Annotated in this window: 12 protein-coding genes; 6 read left to right on the top strand and 6 right to left on the bottom strand. The window is 65.6% G+C overall.

Features of this window, described 5'->3' with window-relative positions:
• Nucleotides 1–149: 149 nt before the first annotated feature.
• The 5 genes from WDO72_14500 to WDO72_14480 form a co-directional block, all read right to left on the bottom strand.
• Nucleotides 150–3,518 carry an efflux RND transporter permease subunit gene (locus WDO72_14500; GenBank protein ID MEJ0086888.1) on the bottom strand — a complete coding sequence of 1,123 codons (3,369 nt, stop codon included), beginning with the start codon at nucleotides 3,516–3,518 and terminating at the stop codon, nucleotides 150–152.
• A gap of 3 nt (nucleotides 3,519–3,521) precedes the next feature.
• Nucleotides 3,522–4,667, bottom strand: coding sequence for an efflux RND transporter periplasmic adaptor subunit (locus WDO72_14495; GenBank protein ID MEJ0086887.1), 1,146 nt, complete (start codon nucleotides 4,665–4,667; stop codon nucleotides 3,522–3,524).
• Between the two features lie 477 nt (nucleotides 4,668–5,144).
• The gene (gene nagE, locus WDO72_14490; GenBank protein MEJ0086886.1) at nucleotides 5,145–6,857 is read right to left on the bottom strand and encodes an N-acetylglucosamine-specific PTS transporter subunit IIBC; all 1,713 of its coding nucleotides are present in this window, start codon (nucleotides 6,855–6,857) and stop codon (nucleotides 5,145–5,147) included.
• Between the two features lie 26 nt (nucleotides 6,858–6,883).
• A complete protein-coding gene (ptsP, locus tag WDO72_14485; GenBank protein ID MEJ0086885.1) occupies nucleotides 6,884–9,373 on the bottom strand; it encodes a phosphoenolpyruvate--protein phosphotransferase in 2,490 nt (829 codons plus the stop codon).
• Between the two features lie 2 nt (nucleotides 9,374–9,375).
• Entirely contained in the window at nucleotides 9,376–11,499 is a 2,124-nt protein-coding gene (locus WDO72_14480) for a family 20 glycosylhydrolase (protein MEJ0086884.1), read from the bottom strand.
• Between the two features lie 73 nt (nucleotides 11,500–11,572).
• Here WDO72_14480 and WDO72_14475 point away from each other — a divergent pair, with 73 nt between their 5' ends.
• Nucleotides 11,573–13,183: a sulfotransferase gene (locus tag WDO72_14475; protein ID MEJ0086883.1), complete on the top strand. Its 1,611-nt coding sequence runs from the start codon at nucleotides 11,573–11,575 to the stop codon at nucleotides 13,181–13,183.
• A gap of 26 nt (nucleotides 13,184–13,209) precedes the next feature.
• On the opposite strand, the gene WDO72_14470 is transcribed toward WDO72_14475, so the two are convergent.
• Nucleotides 13,210–15,861 carry a TonB-dependent receptor gene (locus WDO72_14470; protein ID MEJ0086882.1) on the bottom strand — a complete coding sequence of 884 codons (2,652 nt, stop codon included), beginning with the start codon at nucleotides 15,859–15,861 and terminating at the stop codon, nucleotides 13,210–13,212.
• 214 nt (nucleotides 15,862–16,075) lie between these two features.
• Here WDO72_14470 and WDO72_14465 point away from each other — a divergent pair, with 214 nt between their 5' ends.
• The 5 genes from WDO72_14465 (at nucleotide 16,076) to msrA (ending at nucleotide 20,186) form a co-directional block, all read left to right on the top strand.
• Nucleotides 16,076–16,840 (top strand): GntR family transcriptional regulator, encoded by a 765-nt coding sequence (locus tag WDO72_14465; GenBank protein MEJ0086881.1) that lies wholly within the window; start codon nucleotides 16,076–16,078, stop codon nucleotides 16,838–16,840.
• Nucleotides 16,841–16,854: 14 nt separating this feature from the next.
• Nucleotides 16,855–17,862, top strand: coding sequence for an SIS domain-containing protein (locus tag WDO72_14460; GenBank protein ID MEJ0086880.1), 1,008 nt, complete (start codon nucleotides 16,855–16,857; stop codon nucleotides 17,860–17,862).
• Entirely contained in the window at nucleotides 17,862–18,995 is a 1,134-nt protein-coding gene (nagA, locus tag WDO72_14455) for an N-acetylglucosamine-6-phosphate deacetylase (protein MEJ0086879.1), read from the top strand. Before WDO72_14460 ends, nagA begins: the two co-directional genes overlap by 1 nt.
• A gap of 123 nt (nucleotides 18,996–19,118) precedes the next feature.
• Nucleotides 19,119–19,598 (top strand): AraC family transcriptional regulator, encoded by a 480-nt coding sequence (locus tag WDO72_14450; GenBank protein MEJ0086878.1) that lies wholly within the window; start codon nucleotides 19,119–19,121, stop codon nucleotides 19,596–19,598.
• Between the two features lie 66 nt (nucleotides 19,599–19,664).
• The gene (gene msrA / locus WDO72_14445) at nucleotides 19,665–20,186 is read left to right on the top strand and encodes a peptide-methionine (S)-S-oxide reductase MsrA (GenBank protein MEJ0086877.1); all 522 of its coding nucleotides are present in this window, start codon (nucleotides 19,665–19,667) and stop codon (nucleotides 20,184–20,186) included.
• Nucleotide 20,187: the final 1 nt, after the last annotated feature.

Below are 20,187 nucleotides of genomic sequence, written 5' to 3'. Positions count from 1 at the left end.
GCCAATGTGGACTGGCGGTGGTCCATTCCCTGCTTTTCTCGAAGAGCTTCCCGAACGGGAGGGTTACAGAATCCCGGCGGAACCGACGTGATGCGGCTCGCGGTCTCACCCAAGTGTTAAACGCCACACAATTTGACATATCCCTTTCGTCAGCCGATGGAGCGATCCGCTGGCGGCAGCCGGCTGGCAACATCGCTCGACGGCCGCGCCGCATAGGGATTCACGCGCCGCACCTCCGCATCCCATCCGCGACGCTTCTGCCACGGCGCGGGACGCGCGTCGAAGCCGGCGGGCACCGCGAACTCCACCATTCGGCCGGCGCGCTCCACGGGATGTTCGGGCGGCGCGATGTTCAACAACCAGCGCGACGCGCGATACAGGAAGCGCCCGAGCGTGATCGTCAGCAGTGCTTCGCCGAACGTCACCATGAAAGCCACCAGCGGATTGCCGAGCGCGGCACGTGCGGCCAGCTTGAGCTTGAAGCGTTCGCGCGAGATCTCGATGCTGTCGTAGAAGCTCGGCACCACCAGCAACGTGAGCATGGTCGAGACGATGGTTCCGCCGATGATGGCCACCGCCATCGGGCTGTAGAACTCTCCACCCTCGCCCATGCCGACAGCCACCGGCATCATGCCGGCGATCAATGCGAACGTCGTCATGAGGATGGGCCGCAGACGCACGCGGCCGGCGTGCATCAATGCCTCTTCGCGATCGATGCCCTGCCGCTCCTCCTCGCGCGCGCAGTCGAGCAGCAGGATGGCGTTCTTCGCCACCAGGCCCATCAACATGATGACGCCGATGAGGCTCATGAGATTGAGCGAACCGTGAGTCACGGTCAGCGCGAGTACCACGCCGATAAGCGACAGCGGCAGCGAGAGCATGATCGGCAGCGGCGCGGTGAACGAACCGAACTGCATCACGAGCACCAGGTACATGACGCCGATACCCATGAGCAACGCGATGCCCATTTCGGCGAACAGCTCGGCCTGATCGCGTGACGCGCCGCCCAGTCCGAGGCCGTAACCCTGCGGGAATTCGATGGTCTCCGCGAGCGTCATCGCCTGCTTGGTGACCGTGCCCGCGTCCACGTTCTGCACGTTGGCCGACACCGTCACGGTGCGTTTGCCGTTGTAGTGCTGGATGCGCGCCGGGCCTTTGTCGATGGTGATCGTCGCGATCTGCTCGAGCGGCACCATCATGTCGGTGCCGGCCACCGAGATCGGCAGATGCTCGATGTTGGACGCATCGACACGATCCTCGGGCGCGAGGCGCACGGCGACATCGCGCGATTCGCCGGTGGGATCGACCCAGTCGCCGACTTCGACGCCGGCGAATGCCACGCGCAAGGTCTGCGCCGCATCGTTCACCGAGATGCCGAGCTGGTTGGCAAGCCCGCGATCGAGCTCGATGCGCAGCTCATCCTTGGGATCCTGCTCCGAAAGACCCACGTCAACGGCACCGGGAATGCCGCGCATGCGCTCCATGAAATCGTTGGTGATCTCCATGAGCCGGCGCGAGTCCGTGCCGTAGAACTGAATCTGGATCGGCTTGCGCGCGCCGTTGTTCAGATCGTCGAGCACGACGTATTCGGCGCCGACCAGGCTCGCGAGCTTGCCGCGCAGATCCGCCGCGAGATCGGTGAGCGAACGGTCGCGATCCGTCTTCTTGCCCACGTCGACCCACACCCGTCCGCCGGTGGCATTGACGCGGCTGTCGGTGTTCTTCGTCTCCGGCATGAGGCGCGCGAGCTCGGCGGCCTTCTCCACCTTGTTGCGCGCGTATTCGAGACTGGTGCTCGAAGGCGTGCGCACCTCGATGGCGAGCGTGCCGTAGTCGGACTTCGGCAGGAACTCGCTGCGGCCCTTCGTCAGCTGGAATCCCATGAACGCGACCAGCAACGCAAATGCGCCCCAGGTCATGTAGCGGCGATGATGCAGCGCCCACTCGATTACCTTGCCGTAACGATTGGCCTGGTGGTCGAACCACGTGTTGAAGCGCGCGAACACCTTGCCGAGGCCGCGCCGCTCCGCGGTGCCGTGGCCCGGCGGATCGCCCCAGTACGCCGACAACATCGGATCGAGCGTGAAGGAGATGAACAGACTGACCAGCACCGACGAGACGACTGTCACCGCGAAGGGGCGGAACCATTCGCCCGCGCCGCCGCCCATGAATGCCACCGGCACGAACACCGCGACGATGGAGAACGTGGTGGCGGTGACCGCCAGGCCGATCTCCGCGGTGCCATTACGCGCGGCGGTGATGCGGTCCTCGCCGCGCTCCATGTGCCGCACTATGTTTTCACGCACGACGATGGCGTCATCGATCAACACGCCGATGGCCAGCGACAGGCCTAACAAGGTCATGAAATTGAGCGTGAAGCCGCACAGCCACACGGCGATGAACGCGGCGACCGCCGAGGTCGGCAGCGACAGGCCGGTGATCAGCGTCGAGCGCCACGAATTGAGGAACGCGTACACCACGAAAATGGTGAGACCCGCACCGAAGATCAGCGCGTGGATGACATTGTTGAGGTTGTCCGACGCCTCCTCGCCCCCGTCGCGCGTGACCTCGAGCTTGGTGCCCTCGGGCAGCGTCTTGTTGAGCTCTTCGATCTTGTCGCGCACGCGCGCCGCGACGGTGACCGTGCTCGCCTCGCGCGAACGGATCACCGACAGACCCACGTTGGGCTGGCCGCTGCGCAGCGAGTAGCTCTCCGGCTCCGCGAAACCGTCTTCGACCCGCGCGACCTGCCCGAGGCGAACGATCTCGCTGCCCTGGCGCTTGACGACGATGTCGTTGAAATCGCGCGGGGATTCGATGCGCCCGACCAGCCGGATGTTCTGCTCGTCGAGCTCGCCCTTCACGCGGCCCACCGGCGCGTTGGTGTTCTGCGCGCGCAGCGCATTCACCACATCCCCGGCGGACACGTTGTACTCGCGCAGCTTCTGCGCGTGCAGCAGCACCGACAATTCGCGATGCAGCGCGCCGTCGACATTGACCACGGACACACCTTCGATGGTGCGCAGATCGTCCGCGAGCGTGTCCTCGGCCAGCCGCGAAATCTCCGCGTGCGTCTGCTTGGTCGACGACAGCCCGATGTTCATGATCGGATCCGCGGACGGGTCGCGCCGGTACAGCACCGGCTCGCGCATCTCGATCGGCATCTTGTAGCGCACCGACGCGATCGCATTGCGGATCTCGTCGCCGGCCTCGGACATGTCCTTCTTGAAGTCGAAGATGATCGTGAAGCTGGCGTTGCTCTCCGAGGCGGTCGAGTACATCTCGTAGACCTGCGGAATGCTCTGCAGCGACTTCTCGACGCGATTGATGATCTCGCGCTCGACCGTTTCGGGCGACGCACCCGGATACGGGAAGTTGACCGACATCACCGGGTTTTCGACGTCCGGGATCTGGTTGACGCGCAGGTTCTTCAGCGCGAGCAACCCGAGGCACATCAGCACGATGACGATGGCGATCGTGGTGACCGGCTGCTTGATGCTGAAGTTGGAGAGGAACATGGACTATTTCTCCGCGACGACAGTCGGCTTTTCCGGATTGCCGGACTGCACCACCTGGTCTTCCTTCAGCGCCGAATTCGGGAACCGCAGGACCTGGTCGCCTTCGTTGAGCCCCGACTTGAGCGCGAACGCGCCGCTGCGCGCATCGCGCTCGCCGAGCGCCAACTTCACTTTCTGCAACTTGCCGTCGTTCACGCGCCAGGCGAAAGCGTTGTCGCCTTCGCGCACGATGGATGCGCTGGAAAGACTCAGCGTTGCGACGCTGTGAGTTTCGACGTGGCCTTCGGCGTACAGGCCCGCGACGTTGGGCTGCTGCCGCGCGTCGTCGAATTTGACCAGCACTTCGACCTGGCGCGTCGTGGTGTTCGCGGCCGGATTCACGCGCGTGATCACGCCCGCGAATTCCTTGTCGAGGAAGCCGTGAATCTTGAACCAGACTTTCTGGCCCGCTTCCACTTCACCGACGCTGTCGGCGGACACGAAACCCTCGAAGCGCAGACTGGTCGGGTCGATGACCTTGAGCAATTCCTTGCCGATCTGCGTGGTGTCGCCGGCCGACACTTTTCTGTCGCTCACGATGCCGTCGAACGGCGCGCGCACTTCGGTGCGCTCGAGCTGCTGGCGCGCCGTCACGAGGCGCGAGCGCGAAGCTTCGCGCTCGCTCTGCGCCGAGTTGCGCGCGATTTCGACGTCTTCGAGCTGCTGCATGGAGACCACGCCCGTCTCGCGCAGCTTCGCCATGCGCTCGTACTGGCGCTGCGATTGATCGAAGGCCTGCGACGCCGCGCGCGCGGATGCTTCCGCTGAATTGAGGCTGTCGCGGATCGAGGTCTGGTCGAGGCGCACGAGCAGATCGCCGCGTTTCACCGGGTCGCCGTTTTCCTTGAGCACCGCCAGCACGACGGCGGGCACCTCGGCGCGCAGATCCGCGCGACGTTCGGGTTCGACCGAGCCCGTGATCGAAGGACCAGAGGTCAACGAGTTGTTTGCCAGCGTGATCACGTCCTCCGACGAGATCAGCAGCGGAACCGGCGCGGGTTTGTCTGCCGTTGCCCCCGCGCCCTTGCCGCAGCCGGCGAGCGCCAGCGCGGAAACCGAAAGGATGGAGAGCAGCAGAGCGTTGCGGGTCGTTCTGATTCTGGCGGTCACGCGATCTTCCTTTGACAAATCTGGGCAGGTCGGCCTAATTGGTGTTGTATATAACTACAACACTCAATCACATTCAAGCGGGAGGCTGTAAATCCTTGGTGTGCTTATCAATTCTGGAGACGCGCCCTGTATCGACAGGGCCGATTTTCCATTGAACCCGGCATAAGACGCGCAGCAGCCCGCCGGGTTGCATGCCCTTGAGACTGGCCCACGTTTTGGTTTCCCTTCCCACCGCCGGCGTTATTTCCCGGGGTCACCGATGTACGACGTTCCAGCAGCCCTTCGGGTTGCACGGCTTCCCTACAAAAAGTGGCCAACGCCGCCAGCCGCCGGATCTACCGATGACTGCATCCTTGAAAGCGCGCGAGTTTAGGAAGTCGCGGTTTCGATTAAAAGGATCACGCGACGAAATCGCGTTGAAGCGAATTTTTGTCGAGCGCCCGGGATGTTCGACGATGCCGCGGTGCGGCGAACGTCTCAGCGGGCTTCGATTCCGGCCGCCCACGCGCCTGCCTCTGGACCGAGTATCAAATGCACGCTGTTGACCGATGGACGCGCTACGGCGCGCGCCCACCCGCGTAATGCCGCTTCGTCGATTCCATCCGGATCGCGCAACGACACGCACAGGCGCGAGGCATTCACGTGAATGGATGTGATGTTCGCCCGCCCACCCAGCGCAGCGACGATCCGCTCGCGTGTCGCCGGGTCGGGTTCGACCCGCGGCATGATCGCGGCGGCCGCATCAGACCTAAGCGCGGCAACGCTCGAGATTTCCGGGTTGCGCAATGCCGCGCGGATTTCTGAGGCCAGTTGATCCGCGATCGGCCCAACCACCACCTGCACCGCACCGTCCGCCAGTCGCAGGACGCCGCGCGAACCGAGCCGCGTCAATGCCGGTTCGTCCAGCAACGAGGCATCGGCGACGATGAGGCGCAGGCGCGTCGTGCAGGCTTCGACCGCGCGCAAGTTGCCGGCGCTGCCGAGCGCCCTGATCCAGCCCGCCGCGGGCGTGGCCGCGCCATCCTCACCGCCGGGCTCGAGCGCGGCCGCTTCCGTTTCACGTCCCGGCGTTTTCAAGCCGAAGCGCACGATGCACCAGCGGAACAGGCCGTAATACAGCGCGAAATAGCCAAGCCCGACCGGAACCAGCATCCAGGGCCGGGTAGATAGGGAGAAATTGAGCACGTAGTCGAACAATCCGGCCGAAAAGCCGAACCCGAGGTGCACACCGAGCGCATTCATCAGCGCCATCGCGATACCGGTCAGCACGGCATGAATGACGTACAGCAGCGGCGCGAGGAACATGAACGAGAACTCGATCGGCTCGGTGACTCCGGTCAGGAACGAGGTCAGCGCCATCGAGGCCAGCAATCCGCCGACCGCCTTGCGCCGCTCGGGCAACGCCGTCCGGTACATGGCAAGGCAGGCGCCCGGCAGGCCGAACATCATCACGGGGAAAAAGCCCGACATGAAGGCGCCGGCGGTCGGATCGCCGGCGAAGAAACGTTTCAGGTCGCCGGTGACTCCGTGATAGTCGCCTAACAGGAACCACGCGATGTTGTTGATGATGTGGTGCAGGCCCGTGACGATCAGCACGCGATTGAGCACGCCGTAGGTGAAAATGCCGGCCGAACCCGAATCGAGCACCGCCTGGCTGCCCGCATCCATGCCGTGTTCGAGCGTCTGCCAGCCGAAGCCGAAACACAGCGCGAGCACGATGCCGGCGCAGCCGCTGACGATGGGCACGAAACGCCGGCCGCCGAAGAAGGCGAGGTAGCTAGGCAGGCGGATGTCGCTGAAGCGGTTGTAGGCCCAGCCGGCGACCAGTCCGGAAATGAGCCCGACCGGCACGCTGAGTTTCGACAGCTCCTTGGCGCGAAAGGCGCCGGCGGCGAGGTCGCTCATCTGGCCGGTGAGACCCGCGGTCACCTCCGGCGGCACGTCGATGAGCACCTTCGCGCCATGCGTGGCGACCAGGTAACCGACCACACTCGCGAGGCCCGCGGCGCCGTGGTTCTCGCGCGCCAGGCCCACCGCGACGCCGACGGCAAACAACAACCCGAGGTTCGAAAAGATCGCATCGCCGGCCGCCGCGATGGCCGGCACATCCAGCAGGTCCGGCTGGCCGAGCCGCAACAGCAGCGCCGCCACCGGCAGGACCGCGATGGGCAACATGAGCGCGCGGCCCATCGGCTGAAGTTTCGCGATGAGGTTTTTCACGGAATCGCTCCAGTTGAAATGAGTGCGCGCACGTCGGCGGCGGAGCTGAGTTTGAGCGCGCGGGCAGCGAGCTCGCGGCACCGTTCGAGAGTCAGCCCGCGAATCAACGCCTTCGACTGCGGAATGAGTTTCGGCACGACGGACAACTCGGTAACGCCGAGCCCGATCAACACCGGAACCGCCTGCGCGTCGGAGGCCAGCCCTCCGCAGACCGCGACCGGGCGGCAATGCCGCGCGGCGCCGCGCGTGGTTGCTTCGATCAATCGCAGCACCGCCGGATGCAGACCATCGATGCGCGCCGCCAGTTCGGCGTGGCCGCGATCCATTGCCAGCGTGTACTGCGCCAGGTCGTTCGTGCCGATCGACAGGAAGTCGACCTCGGCGGAAATCTGGTCGGCGAGCACGGCCGCTGCCGGAGTTTCTATCATGGCTCCGAGCGGTGGGCGGGTGCGCCCGAGCTCCGCGCACAACAGATCGAGTTTGCCGCGCACGGCGCGGATCTCGGCCACGTCCGTGATCATGGGCAGCAGGATGCGCAACTGCGCCGCGGGCTCCGCGCCTAACAAGGCGCGGAGCTGCACTTCGAGCAGGTCCGGGCGCCACAGGCTGGTGCGTATGCCGCGTAGTCCGAGCGCGGGGTTGTCCTCGGGTGGCAGCGGTAGATAGGGAATGGGCTTGTCGCCGCCGATGTCGAGCGTGCGGATGACCAACGGCCGGCCGGCCAGCGCCGCGGCTATCTCACTGTAGCGGGTGCGCTGCTCGCGCTCGTCGGGCGCGGTTTCGCGCTCGAGGAACAGGAACTCCGTGCGCAGCAGGCCGCAGCCCTCCGCGCCCTGCGCCACCGCCAGCTGCACGTCCGCGAGTGTGCCCGCGAGGTTGGCGAATACTTCGATGCGCTCGCCGCTGGCGAGCCGGCAGTCGGCTTGCGCGGCGGCCAGCTCCTGGCCGCGTCGCGCCTGCCGCTGCGCGTGCAACTCACGCGCGGCATCGAGCTCCTCTTTGGTGGGCGCGATGCGCACAGTGCCGGTTTCCGCGTCGAGGATCACCGCGGCTCCCGCCACGGCATCGAGCAATGCGGCACCCACGGCCACGACCATGGGCACGCCCAGCGTACCGGCGAGAATCGCGACGTGCGACGTGGGCCCGCCGCCGGCCAGCGCGATGCCGCCGAGTCTGGCCGTATCGAGATCGATCAATTGCGACGGTGTGAGATCGCGCGCCAGCAGGATGGCGCCGGGCGGAATGGCCGCTGCCTTCGCGGGCGCACCTGCGATGTGTGTCAGAACCTGGCGTTCGAGGTCGCGCAGATCGTCGACGCGTTCGGCCAGGCGCGCGTCGCCCGTGGCCGCAAGCGCAGCCCCGCTCGCGCGCAAGGCGGCGCGCCACGCGAAGCCCGCGCTCTTGCCGGCGGCCAGCGCGGCGCGCGCGGAGTCGAGCAGCTGTGGGTCGTCCAGCAACTCGAGATGCGCGGCCATGATGTCGCGCACCGTCGGCGCTGCCGTCGCGGCGAGTCGCGTCAGGCGCGTGCGGACCGCATCGCGCGCGCGGTCGAATGCCGCGTTTTCATGGGCGACGCCGGCGCCCGCTTCCGCGACCAGCAGCTCCGCGGCATCCAGGTAGAACGCCGGTCCCAGCGCCAGTCCCTGGCTCGCGATCACCGCACGCAGCACACCGGGCTCGGCCGGCGCGGCGGATGCCACGGCTGCCGTGGCGATGTGTGGTGCTTCGCTCGCGAGGTTTCGAATCAGCTTCGAAATTTGCGCGATGCCGGCCGCCGCCGTGGCGTCGAAGCCGCTGATGACCAGTTCATCGCCACCACGCACGCCAAGACTCATCAGCGCGACCGCGCTGCGGGCGCTGGCTGCACGTCCGCGCGCACGGATCTCGATCTCGTATGGCAGCGTCTTCGCGAGCCGCGCGATCAGCGCGGCGGGGCGCGCATGAATGCCATGCGCGTGCGAGACGACGACGGCTTCGCTGATCAGCGGCGCGGCCGCGGCGCCAACTTCCGGCCCGCCCGCTGTCGCGGCGATCTCCTCATATTCGAACAGGACATCGCCGATGGCGACGAGCCGCCCGGTGTTGGCGCGTGCCATGCGGAAGCGCTCGCCATTCGTGACGATGACGGGCGTCATGAGGCTCGGCGCCCGCCGCGAGAGCAGCTCGAGATCGAAAGTCATCAGCAGATCGCCGACGCGAACGCGATCGCCGTTGCGCGCCATGACGGTGAATCCGGCGCCGGCCAACGTGACGGTATCGATGCCCACGTGGATCAGTATCTCGACACCGGCCGCCGTGCGCAGCGCCACCGCGTGCCGCGCGGCGGCGATCGAAATCACCTCGCCATCGCAGGGTGCGCGCAACTCGTGGCCGGTCGGGTCGATGGCTACGCCCTCGCCCAGCATCCCCTGCGCGAAGGCCGCATCGGGAATTTCCGCCAGCGGCGCGCACCAGCCGGCGAGCGGAGCGAGGATCTTCAAACCCACGCTCAGTTTCCGACCAGCTCGATGCTGCTGATGACCCAGATCGGGTCCACCTTCGAACGCGTGAACCGGAAACAGATGTCGTGAATGCCCTTGTGCTGGCCCAGGTTGAGCGTGGGCAGGCGCGTCAGATCGTTGTTGGGCACCGCGGTTTCGAGCGAGATCGTATCGAGCGCCGGCCCGTCGCATTTGTCGAGCCGGATCTCGAGCTCGCCGCTCGCGGTCGCAGGCTTCGGCAGTGGAATCTTCGCCGCGTCCTTGCCGATCTGGAAGTTGAACGGAATCTGCCCGACCACGGCGCGCAGCGAATGCACGTTGGTGAGGTCGGCGGCTTTCCAGATCCAGCACGGATTCGTGATGTTCACCAGGAACACGGCGCGTTCGCCCTGGATCGGCGCATCGTCCTCGAGCGACAGTAGATAGCCGCCGTCGCCGCATTGCGCGAGATCGTGGCTGACGCGCCGGCGCGGACCGGGCTCGACCTTCACCTCGCGGCCGTAGTTGATGCCGAGCATGTCGTAACGCGCGAGCTGCGGCGCCAGGCGCCGCTGAAAATCCGCCCAGTCGAGCTTGTCGGGCTGCGACCAGGCCACCTCGGCGAGTGCAGCGACGCGCGGGAACGCCATGTACCAGACGCGCGCATCCGATCGCATGAACTCCGCCCAGAGGTTCGCCTGTAAACCCAGGATGTGTTTGCGCTGTTCCGCGCCGATCGCGGCCGGCTCCGGATTGAAGCGATAGACGTCTTCGAGCGACAGCGTGTTGCTGCGGCCCGGCGACAGATCGCCCGCGCTCTGCCAGTGATCGAAATACAGGTCCGGCGCGGGCGACAACACCGTGTCATGACCGGCCTTGGCGGCGGCGATGGCGCCATCGATGCCGCGCCACGACATCACGGTCGCATTTGGCGCCAGGCCGCCTTCGAGAATCTCGTCCCAGCCGATGAGCTTGCGCCCTTTCGAACTGACGAACTTCTCCATGCGCTGGATGAAGTAGCTCTGCAGCGCATGTTCGTCGGCGACCTTCAGCTCTTTCATGCGTGCCTGGATCTTCGCGCTCGCCTGCCACTCATCTTTCACGGCTTCATCGCCGCCGACGTGGATGTATTGGCCCGGAAAGATCTCGATGACTTCTGCGAGCACGTCCTCCAGGAAACCGAACGTGGCCTCGTCGGCGTTGAACAACGTCGGGAACACGCCCCACTCCTCCGGCACTTCCGTGGGCGGGTCGTTGGTCACGCCGAGCTGTGGATAGGCGACCACGGCGGCGCTGGCGTGCCCCGGCATTTCGATCTCGGGCACGATGGTGATGTGACGTGCGGCGGCGTACGCCACGATGTCCTTCGCCTGCTGCTGCGTGTAGAAGCCGCCGTATAAACGCGGCTTGCCCGTTTTCTCGTCGATGTCGGCGCGCGCGGCCGGGCCCGCCGGCACGCGCCACGCCCCCACCGACGTGAGCCGCGGATACTTCTTGATCTCGAGACGCCATCCCTGGTCGTCGGTCAGATGCCAGTGCAGCACGTTGAGCTTGTGCAGCGCCATCGCATCGATGAATTTCTTGATGAACTCCGGCGATTGATAGTGGCGCACGGAATCGAGCATCAATCCGCGCCAGCCGAAACGCGGCGCGTCGTTGATGACGACCGCGGGTAGTTCGATCGTGAGATCGTGCCCGGTGCGCGCCGTCATCAGCTGCCACAGAGTGACCGCGCCGTAGAACAAACCTGCATCGGTCGACGCCTTGATGTCCACGCCCTTGCCGCCGATCGCGAGCGAATACGCCTCCGGCGCCAAGCCATCCTTCTCGAGGATGAAGTTGATGCCGCCGCTCGTGGCACCTTCCTTCGGCGCGCGCAGCTCCAGCAACAGATCGCGCTTCACCGTCTCGACCAGGAAACGCGCGACGCCGGCGGTGCCCGCACCGCCCGTGTACGTCACGGGCGTGGTTGCCTCGACCAGGAATCTTCCGGCCACGGCATCGATCTGGCGCGGCGCCGGTACCAGCCCCATCCAGGCGGTATCCACCTTCGCCGGCGGCGCTTGCTGCGGCTGCGGCGCGGGGCCGCCACAGGCGGCAACCAACACACACGCGCAAGCCGACGCGAGACGCGAAAGACGTGAGTTCATCATGGGATTACTCGTTGACCGGTTATTCACTATCTTGTTCCCCTCTCGCCTGTTTGCTCCGCTGTACCATCACGCGATGAGTTCGACGCTCTCTTCCACGCAGGAACGCTACGCCGCGCAGCGCCGCCAGGGCGAGTTGAGCGCCGCAACCGACACTCTCAAACAGGCCCTCAAAGACGATCCGCGCGCCGACTGGGCTTACAACGAGCTTATAGAATTGTGGTTCGCGCTTGGGAAGCGCGCCGATGCCGAGGCGCTGGCGCGCGTGGCCCTGCGCGTCAATCCGCGCAATGCCCAGGCCCATCAGCTGTTCGGGAAAGTCCTGTCCGAGGCCAACGATCTTCCGGCCGGCGAGTGGCATTTCCGCCGCGCACAGGCTTTGGGCGTGGAACCCGCTCCGCTGCTCGCCAACCTGGCGCTCAACCTCCTGCAGCAGGGCCGCACCGAGGAAGCGGAAACATGCTTCGCGCAATCCGACGCGCTCGCGCCGAACGAGCTGCGAACGCTGGCCCACTGGTCGAAGCTTTGCGAGGTGCGCGGCGACATGCCACGTGCGCTCGAGCTGCTCGAGCGCGCTGCCAAAGCCAACCCGCAGGCCGACATCGACCTGCTGCGCGCGAATCACCTGGCACGTACCGGCAAACCTGCCGACGCACTGGCGCTGATCGACTCGGCGAAGTCGCTCACAGGTGATGCCATGCTCGAGCGCGGACGGCTGCTCGACCGGCTGGGCCGCTACGAGCAGGCGTGGACCCAGCTCGCGGCCGGCAAGCGGCAACTGGCGATCGAGGCAGGCAATCTCACGTATCCGGCCGCCGCCGTGGAAACCTTCTTTGCGCGCATGAAGCGCTTCTTCACGAAGCAGAACATCGCGCTGCTGCCGACCGCGGCGCGCCGGGCCGACGTGCCGCAGCCGTGTTTCATCGTCGGCTTCCCGCGCTCGGGCACGACGCTGGTCGAACAGGTACTCACCAGCCACCCGGCCATTCGCGCCGGCGGCGAACTTTCGTTCATGACCGAGCTGCGCCGCCTCGCCGTCCAGCAGTTCGCGGGCGCCGAAGGTTTTCCCGACAACCTCGGGCAGACCTGGACCGCGGACCAGCGCTACGCCGCCAGCCTGTTTCGCGACTACTACTTCGCGCGCTGCGAACAATATGGCCTCACGGGTGCGGGCAAGGCTTTCTTCACCGACAAGATGCCTTTCAACGAGATCTGGCTGCCCATCATCCGCATGGCATTTCCCGATGCGAAGATCGTGCGCGTGCTGCGGCATCCGCTCGATGTGTGCGTGTCCATGCTGTCCAACAACATGACGCATGGTTTCAATTGCGGATACCGGATCGAGGACATCGTTCATCACCTGCTCGCGGTCTCCGATCTCGATGCGCACTACGCGGCCGAGACGCGCGGCAGTGGAATCTGGCCAGACGAGTTCGTGCTGCGGTATGAGGATTTCATCGCCGATCAACACACACACACGGAGGCGCTGCTGAAATTCCTCGGCCTCGAGTTCGAAGCGGCCTGCCTCGATTTCCATCGCAATCCCCGCTACGCGCCCACGCCGAGTTATGCGCAGGTGACCGAGAAGCTCAACGACCGCTCCATCGGCCGTTACCGGCATTACGCGGCGCAGCTCGCGCCGTACCTGGCACAGCTGCAGCCGCTGCTGCGGGCGCGCGGTTATTAGGCCGCGCACCCGCAACGTGGGTGCCCTCAGAACTTGAAGCGCGCGCCGGCGTAGAACACCCGGCCGTTGTCGTAGATCGCGCGCGGACGGAAGGTGTCGCCCGCGTACTGCTCGATTTTCTCGTCCGTGATGTTGATCGCGTCGAAGGTCGCCGCGATCGTCGGCGTGATATTCCAGGCGAACGACGCGTCCAGTTCGGTCAGTTCCTTCTGGTTGAGCTGCGTCGAACGGTCGAAGGTCACGAAGAAGTCGGAACGGTACGTGTACGCCAGGCGCGTGCTGAAGGTCGGATTCTCGAAGTACGCCGCGAGGTTCCAGGTGCGTTTGGAGTTGCCCGGGATCGGATCGCCGTTGTCCGCCGCGGCGTCCGAATACGTGTAGTTGCCGGTGAATCCGAAGCCTGCGCCCACCGCCTTGTTGAACGACAACTCGGCGCCCTTGATCTCGCCACCACCGCCATTGGAACGGCGATTGATCGTGAACGGACAGATGAAGGTGTTCGGGGCGGGGCCCGCCGAACAGGCCAGCGACGGTGAGGTCGCCGACTGGACCTGCACGTCCTCGACGCCCGGAGCATCGGTGATGAACGATTTGATGTCCTTGTAGTAGATAGCCAGCGCGAGGAAGGAATCCTCGTCCGGATACCACTCGGCCGACACGTCGGCCTGCGAGGCGCGATACGGATCGAGGTTGGGATTGCCGCCCGTGCCGGTGAGCGAGCCGGGATTCAGGGACAGGCGCGGCGCCACATCGGTGTAGTCGGGACGCGCCATCACCTTGCCGGCAGCCACACGGATGACGACATCCGAGCTCACGTCGAAGGCGAAGCTCGCCGACGGCAACACGTCGCTGTAGGTGTGTTCGACCGAGATCGGATCGTAGGGGCTGAAGAGATTCGGGATGCTGCCCAGCGGAGACGTGACGTAGCCACGCGAGGTCTGCTTCGTTTCGACGTAACGCACGCCGACGTTGCCGCGCCAGGCTTCACCCTCGAGGTTGCCCATGAGGTACCCGGCGGTCGCCTTCTCCGTGACCGAAAAACTCTGCTGCGGATACAGGATGCGGCCGGGTCCGCTCGCGAGATTGTCGAACAGGATGTCGTTGACGGCCTGCTTGTCGATCTGCCAATACGCATCGAGCGTGCCCGGCGCCGAGATGTGATCGAGGAAGTCGCCCGGCGTGGGGCCACCGGCAAACGCCGACGCCGGCGTGGTGTTGATCGGCACGTGGAAGCCGCCGTACGTGGTGCCGTTGAAAACCAGGTCGCGATCGTGGTCGCTGTACTTCGCGCCGAACTTGATCGACTTGAGCACGCCCGCGTCGAGCTCGTCGGTGAAATCGAGGTAGGCGTAGTCCTCGCTGTCGTCGTTCAGGATCTGGTGCAGCGAGCTGAAGATGAACTGCATGTCGTTCGGATCGGTGGGATCCACGTTCAGGAAATTCACCTGCGGCGACTTGCCGCGCAGGTCGTACGTGTAGGTAGCCGGCGCGCCGAATTCGACGAACGGCTGGCTGTTCGTGTCGCCCGACGCGTCGGTCGTGCCGAGGCGCAGTTCCGCCTTCCAGCTGTCCGTGAAGTGGTAGCTGGTCAGCAGGTCGATGGACTTGGTATCCGCCGCCGCGAACCGGTTGATGGCGTCGTACACCACGCCGAAATCGCTGGTGCCGTTGTTGAGCGAGCTGATCGTGCCCGCAACCGCCGTGTCTCCCACGATGGTGGTGTTGGTCAGCGTGCCGCCGTTGTTGATGGCGCGGCTGCCCCAGGCCAGATAGTTCTCGTTGGTGTTGTCGGCATCGAATTTCGAATACAGGCCGGCCAGCGTGAATTCCAGCGCGTCGGAAGGCTTGAATTGCGCTTCGAAATTGAAGCTCTTGCGCACGCGCTCCTGCGTGAACAATGCGGAGCCGATCAATGACGGGAACAACCCGGTGTTCACGCCGGCGCCCGGGTCGAGATCGATCTCCTGGTAACCCAGCACCTCGACGCCGTCGCGACGGATCTGGCGCTTCTCGTATTTGCCGGCGACCATGATGCCGAAGGTTTCGGCATCGTTCTTGTAGTTGTACAAGGCCGAGACATTCGGATCGAACTTGTCGGACAGCTCGGAGTACGCGGCCTGGGCCGACACCGCGCCCGACATCGAAGGCAGCTCGAGCGGATGGCGCGTCTTGACGTTGATCGTGCCGCCGATGCCGCCCTCTTCGTAATCGGCCTGCGGCGACTTCAGCACTTCCACCTGGCCGATGACATCGGCCGGCAGCATCAGGTAGTTGAAGCTGCGCGTAGAGTTGAGCTGGTCGAGGATGAACCAGTCCGCCGTGGCGAGACTGTGTCCGTTGAGTATGGTGCGCGTCAGCGTGGCGCTCGTGCCGCGCAGGTTGACGCGTTCGCCGTCGCCGAAGTCGCGGCTGATGACGATACCGGGAACGCGCTGCAGCGCCTCGGCGAGATTCTTGTCGGGAAATTTGCCGACGTCTTCCGAGGTCAGCGCTTCGATCACACCGGTGGCCTTGCGCTTGGTCTCGATCGATTGACGCAGGCTGCCGCGAATTCCGGTGACGACGACTTCGTCGAGGTTCTCGGCCGCCGGCTGATCGGCGGCGAATGCGGCACCGGTGGGCTTGAACAGCGCCATCGCGATGGCGGCGCCGAGCAGAGTTGAACGACTGTTGAGCATTTGGCGACCCTTCCCCATTTATGTTTTCAAAAGACCACTTGCGTGCCACTGTAGTACCACTTGAGTACCGCTGACAAGCCCTTTCAGGCGCTCGATTACCGCGAAACAGCAACAAATCTCAAATGCGCGGTGATGTTGCGGCCACACATCGGGCCATTGGTATTGTATTGGTCCTGTTCTGGTGTCATTGTTCGGGCTCTGTGCAGCCGCGAGGATGCGTGTGGCGAGGGGAGTCGAAGTGCCGTTGTCTAACTACTTGCAGAAACTCGATGAATCGAGCTCGTTGCCGCTGTATCAGCAGTTGCAGCGCGCGCTGCGCGAAGCCATCGAAAACGGTGCGATCGCGCCGGAAGATGCGCTGCCGCCGGAACGGGATCTGGCGGAAATGCTCGGCGTTTCGCGCATCACCGTGCGCAAGGCGATCGACGAACTCGCCGAGGAAGGCCTGCTGGTCCGCAAGCAGGGCTCGGGCACTTTCGTCAGCAATCGCGTCGAGAAGAATTTCGCCAAGCTGACCTCGTTCTCGGAAGACATGCGGGCGCGCGGCCGCGAGCCGCGCAGCGTGTGGCTCACCAAGGCGGCCGGCACCGTCACCCCCGAAGAATCGCTGACGCTGCGCTCCAGCCCTGGCACGCCGGTATTCCGTTTCCATCGCATCCGTTATGCCGACGACGCGCCGATGGCGATCGAGTACGCGACCGTGCTCGCCAACTGCCTGCCCTCGCTCGATGCGGTGGAATCTTCGCTGTACGAAGCGCTCGAGCAGGCGGGCAACCGCCCGGTGCGCGCGCTGCAGCGCCTGCGCGCCGTATTGTTCACGGCCGAACAGGCCAAGCTGCTCAAGGCGCAGGAGCGCGACGCAGGGTTGCTGGTCGCACGCGTCGGTTATCTCAAGGACGGCAGCGCGGTCGAGTTCTCGCAGTCTTACTACCGCGGCGACATCTACGACTTCGTGGCGGAGCTCAGCGCATCATCGTGAGCGAGGAAAGCCGGATGTTCCTCGAGGCGGCGGCGGCGGGCCCGGCCGTGCGCGCCCAGCTCGCGGCCAATGCGCCGCAGCTGCGCGAGCTCGGTTTCAGGCTGCGCGAAAAGCCGCCGCGCGCCGTGGTCACCTGCGCGCGCGGCAGCTCGGATCATGCGGCGACCTATGCGCGCTACCTCATCGAGGCGCACACGCAGGTGCTCACCTCCTCTGCCGCGCCGTCGGTGAGCTCCATCTACGATGCGAACACGGACCTGCGCGGCGTGTTGTTCATCGCCATCTCGCAGTCGGGCAGGAGCCCGGATCTGCTGGCGGCGACGGAAAGTGCGCGCGCCGGTGGCGCGTTGTGTGTCGCGCTGTGCAACACCGCGGACTCGCCGTTGATGCAGCTGGTGGACGTGGCCGTGCCATTACATGCGGGCACGGAACGCAGCGTCGCGGCCACCAAGTCGTACATCGCCTCGCTGAGCTGCATCGTGCAGCTGCTCGCCAACTGGCGGGACGACGCGGCGTTGTCGGCGTCGCTGCATCAGCTGCCGGACCAGCTCGCGCGCGCCTGGGAATGCGACTGGACCGCCGGCGTGGAAACGCTGCGCTACGCCGTGAACCTGTTCGTCGTCGCGCGCGGTTTCGGCCTCGGCATCGCGCAGGAAGCCGCGCTCAAGCTCAAGGAGACCTGCGGCCTGCATGCCGAGGCGTTCAGCTCCGCCGAAGTCCGGCATGGACCGATGGCGCTGGTGCGCGCCGGCTTTCCACTGCTTATGTTCGCGCAGGCCGACGACACACGTGCCGGTCTCGAGGAGCTGGCGGCGGAATTCGCCGCCCGCGGCGCGCGCGTATTGCTGACCGGCGCCACCGCGCGTGGCGCTACGCCGCTGCCGTCGCTGGCCGCGCATCCCGTGATCGAACCGATCCTGCAGATCCAGTCGTTCTACCGCATGGCCAATGCACTCGCGCTCGCGCGCGGACTCGACCCCGACCGCCCACCGCATCTCCACAAGGTCACGGAGACCGTCTGATGCTGCTGGCGTTCACGAATGGAAGGCTGCTGACTGACGCGGGAATCGAAAGCAACCGCGGACTGCTGGTGCGCGACGGCCGCATCGAGGCGATCGTCGGCACCAAAGATATCGTCGGCGCCGACCGGACCATCGATCTTGCCGGCCGCCTGCTGGCGCCGGGGTTCATCGACGTACAGGTCAACGGCGGCGGCGGCGTGTTGTTCAACGACGATCCGAGCGTCGCCTCCATCGCGGCGATCGGCAGGGCGCACCGGCGCTTCGGCACCACGGGTTTTCTGCCGACGCTGATCAGCGACGATCTCGACGTCGTCGCGCGCGCCATCGACGCGACCCGCGCCGCGATCGAAAGCCGCGTGCCGGGTGTGCTCGGCATCCACATCGAAGGTCCGTTCCTCAACACGAATCGCCGCGGCGTACACGACGCCGGCAAACTGCGCCGCCTGGATGCCGCCGCGGTCGAACTACTGAGCACGCCGCACGGTGGTCTGACGATGGTCACGCTCGCGCCCGAGCGCACGACGCCCGAATTGATCCGCGCCCTGAGCGACGCCGGCGTCATCGTCTCCGCCGGTCATACCAACGCGACCTTCGACGAGCTGCAACCCGCGCTCGCGGCCGGCCTGCGCGGGTTCACGCACCTGTTCAACGCCATGTCGCCGCTGACTTCGCGCGAGCCGGGCGCCGTCGGCGCCGCGCTCGCCGACAGCGAATCCTGGTGCGGGCTCATCGTCGACGGCCACCACGTGCATCCCGAAGTCATGAAATTCGCACTGCGCGCCAAACGCCACGAGCGCTTCATGCTCGTGACCGATGCGATGCCGAGCGTCGGCTCCGATCTCAAGTCGTTCCGCATCCAGGGAAGGCTCATCACGGTCACCGGCGACAAGATCATGGACGATGCCGGCGGCTTGGCCGGCGCGCATCTCGACATGGCATCCGCGGTGCGCAACGCGGTCAAACTACTCGGACTCGACCTGGCCACGGCGCTGCGCATGGGCAGCCGCAATCCGGCCGAATTCCTCAAGCTCGAAACCGCCGGGCGCCTCGCGCCGGGCCGGCGCGCCAATCTCGTGTTGCTCGACGACGAGTTGCAGGTGCAGGGCACCTGGATCGACGGAAACGACGCTTGATGTCGCCCGATCCCGCGATCCGGCCATCGCGCCGGCCGCATTATACTTTTGTGTAATTTCCGCTTTCCCGCGCATCTGGTGTGATCGGGCTCGACGATCGGGCACACCCATTCGCGAGGAACCATGGCGGCGCTCAACGACGGCGGCGGTGAATATTCGGCCACGGGCGGCACACTCGCGTCACCGGGCAGCCGCGTATCGTCCCCGGAGCCCGTGCGCGCGCCGCCACCGCGCGGCGGCCTCGCGCCCTGGCAGGCGAAACGCATCGCCGCCTACGTGCGCGAGAACATCAGCAGCCGCCTGCGCGCCTCGGAACTCGCGGCGCTGGCGAAATTGAGCGACAGCCATTTCAGCCGCGCCTTCAAGGCCAGCTTCGCAATGCCGCCCGTGGTCTACATCCTCAAGCAGCGCATGTCCGTGGCACAGCAAAAAATGCTCACCACCGGCCATTCGCTGGCGCGCATCGCGCTCGAGTGCGGACTGTGCGACCAGGCGCATTTCAGCCGCAGCTTTCGCCGCATCGTCGGGCAGACCCCCAGCGACTGGCGGCGACGGTATGCACCCGGCCCGATCCGCCGGCACGGCGAATATTCCGCGCTGTAGTTAGGCGGCGCACTCGCACGGGCCGCCCGGCCGGCGTATGATCGGCCCCCAAGGAGATCAATCGTCATGAATACATCGAGCGAACGCGCCATTCTAGCGGGCGGCTGTTTCTGGGGCGTGCAGGATCTGCTGCGCAAGTATCCGGGCGTCATCTCGACGCGGGTCGGTTATTCCGGCGGCGAGGTGCGCAACGCCACCTATCGCAATCACGGCACCCACGCCGAAGCCGTCGAGATCATCTTCGATCCGAAGGTCATGAGTTTCCGCTCGCTGCTCGAGTTCTTTTTCCAGATCCACGATCCGACCACGAAGAACCGCCAGGGCAACGATCTGGGTGCCAGCTACCGCTCCGCCATCTTCTATACGAGCGATGAGCAGAAACGCGTCGCCGAAGACACCATCGCCGACGTCGAGGCTTCCGGGTTATGGCCCGGCAAGGTGGTGACGGAGATCGAACCGGCCGGCGATTTCTGGGAAGCCGAGCCGGAGCACCAGGATTACCTGGAGCGTTATCCCGACGGCTACACCTGCCACTTCATCCGGCCGGGCTGGAAACTGCCGGTGCGCGCGCAGGCGCGGCAGGCGTAGC

Source organism: Pseudomonadota bacterium, from assembly GCA_037200975.1.
Lineage (GTDB): Bacteria > Pseudomonadota > Gammaproteobacteria > Steroidobacterales > Steroidobacteraceae > CADEED01.
The sequence above is the reverse complement of the archived record's forward strand: the minus strand, read 5'-3'. Positions and strand labels throughout refer to the sequence as shown.

Excerpts from the sequence above, each read along its gene's own strand:
- WDO72_14500 (MEJ0086888.1), bottom strand. The coding sequence starts at position 3,518 with ATGTTCCTCTCCAACTTCAGCATCAAGCAGCCGGTCACCACGATCGCC.
- nagE (MEJ0086886.1), bottom strand. The coding sequence starts at position 6,857 with ATGGGCCGCGCGCTCATGTTGCCCATCGCGGTCCTGCCGGTGGCGGCG.
- WDO72_14480 (MEJ0086884.1), bottom strand. The coding sequence starts at position 11,499 with ATGATGAACTCACGTCTTTCGCGTCTCGCGTCGGCTTGCGCGTGTGTG.
- WDO72_14475 (MEJ0086883.1), top strand. The coding sequence starts at position 11,573 with ATGAGTTCGACGCTCTCTTCCACGCAGGAACGCTACGCCGCGCAGCGC.
- WDO72_14470 (MEJ0086882.1), bottom strand. The coding sequence starts at position 15,861 with ATGCTCAACAGTCGTTCAACTCTGCTCGGCGCCGCCATCGCGATGGCG.
- WDO72_14465 (MEJ0086881.1), top strand. The coding sequence starts at position 16,076 with ATGCGTGTGGCGAGGGGAGTCGAAGTGCCGTTGTCTAACTACTTGCAG.
- WDO72_14460 (MEJ0086880.1), top strand. The coding sequence starts at position 16,855 with ATGTTCCTCGAGGCGGCGGCGGCGGGCCCGGCCGTGCGCGCCCAGCTC.
- nagA (MEJ0086879.1), top strand. The coding sequence starts at position 17,862 with ATGCTGCTGGCGTTCACGAATGGAAGGCTGCTGACTGACGCGGGAATC.
- WDO72_14450 (MEJ0086878.1), top strand. The coding sequence starts at position 19,119 with ATGGCGGCGCTCAACGACGGCGGCGGTGAATATTCGGCCACGGGCGGC.
- msrA (MEJ0086877.1), top strand. The coding sequence starts at position 19,665 with ATGAATACATCGAGCGAACGCGCCATTCTAGCGGGCGGCTGTTTCTGG.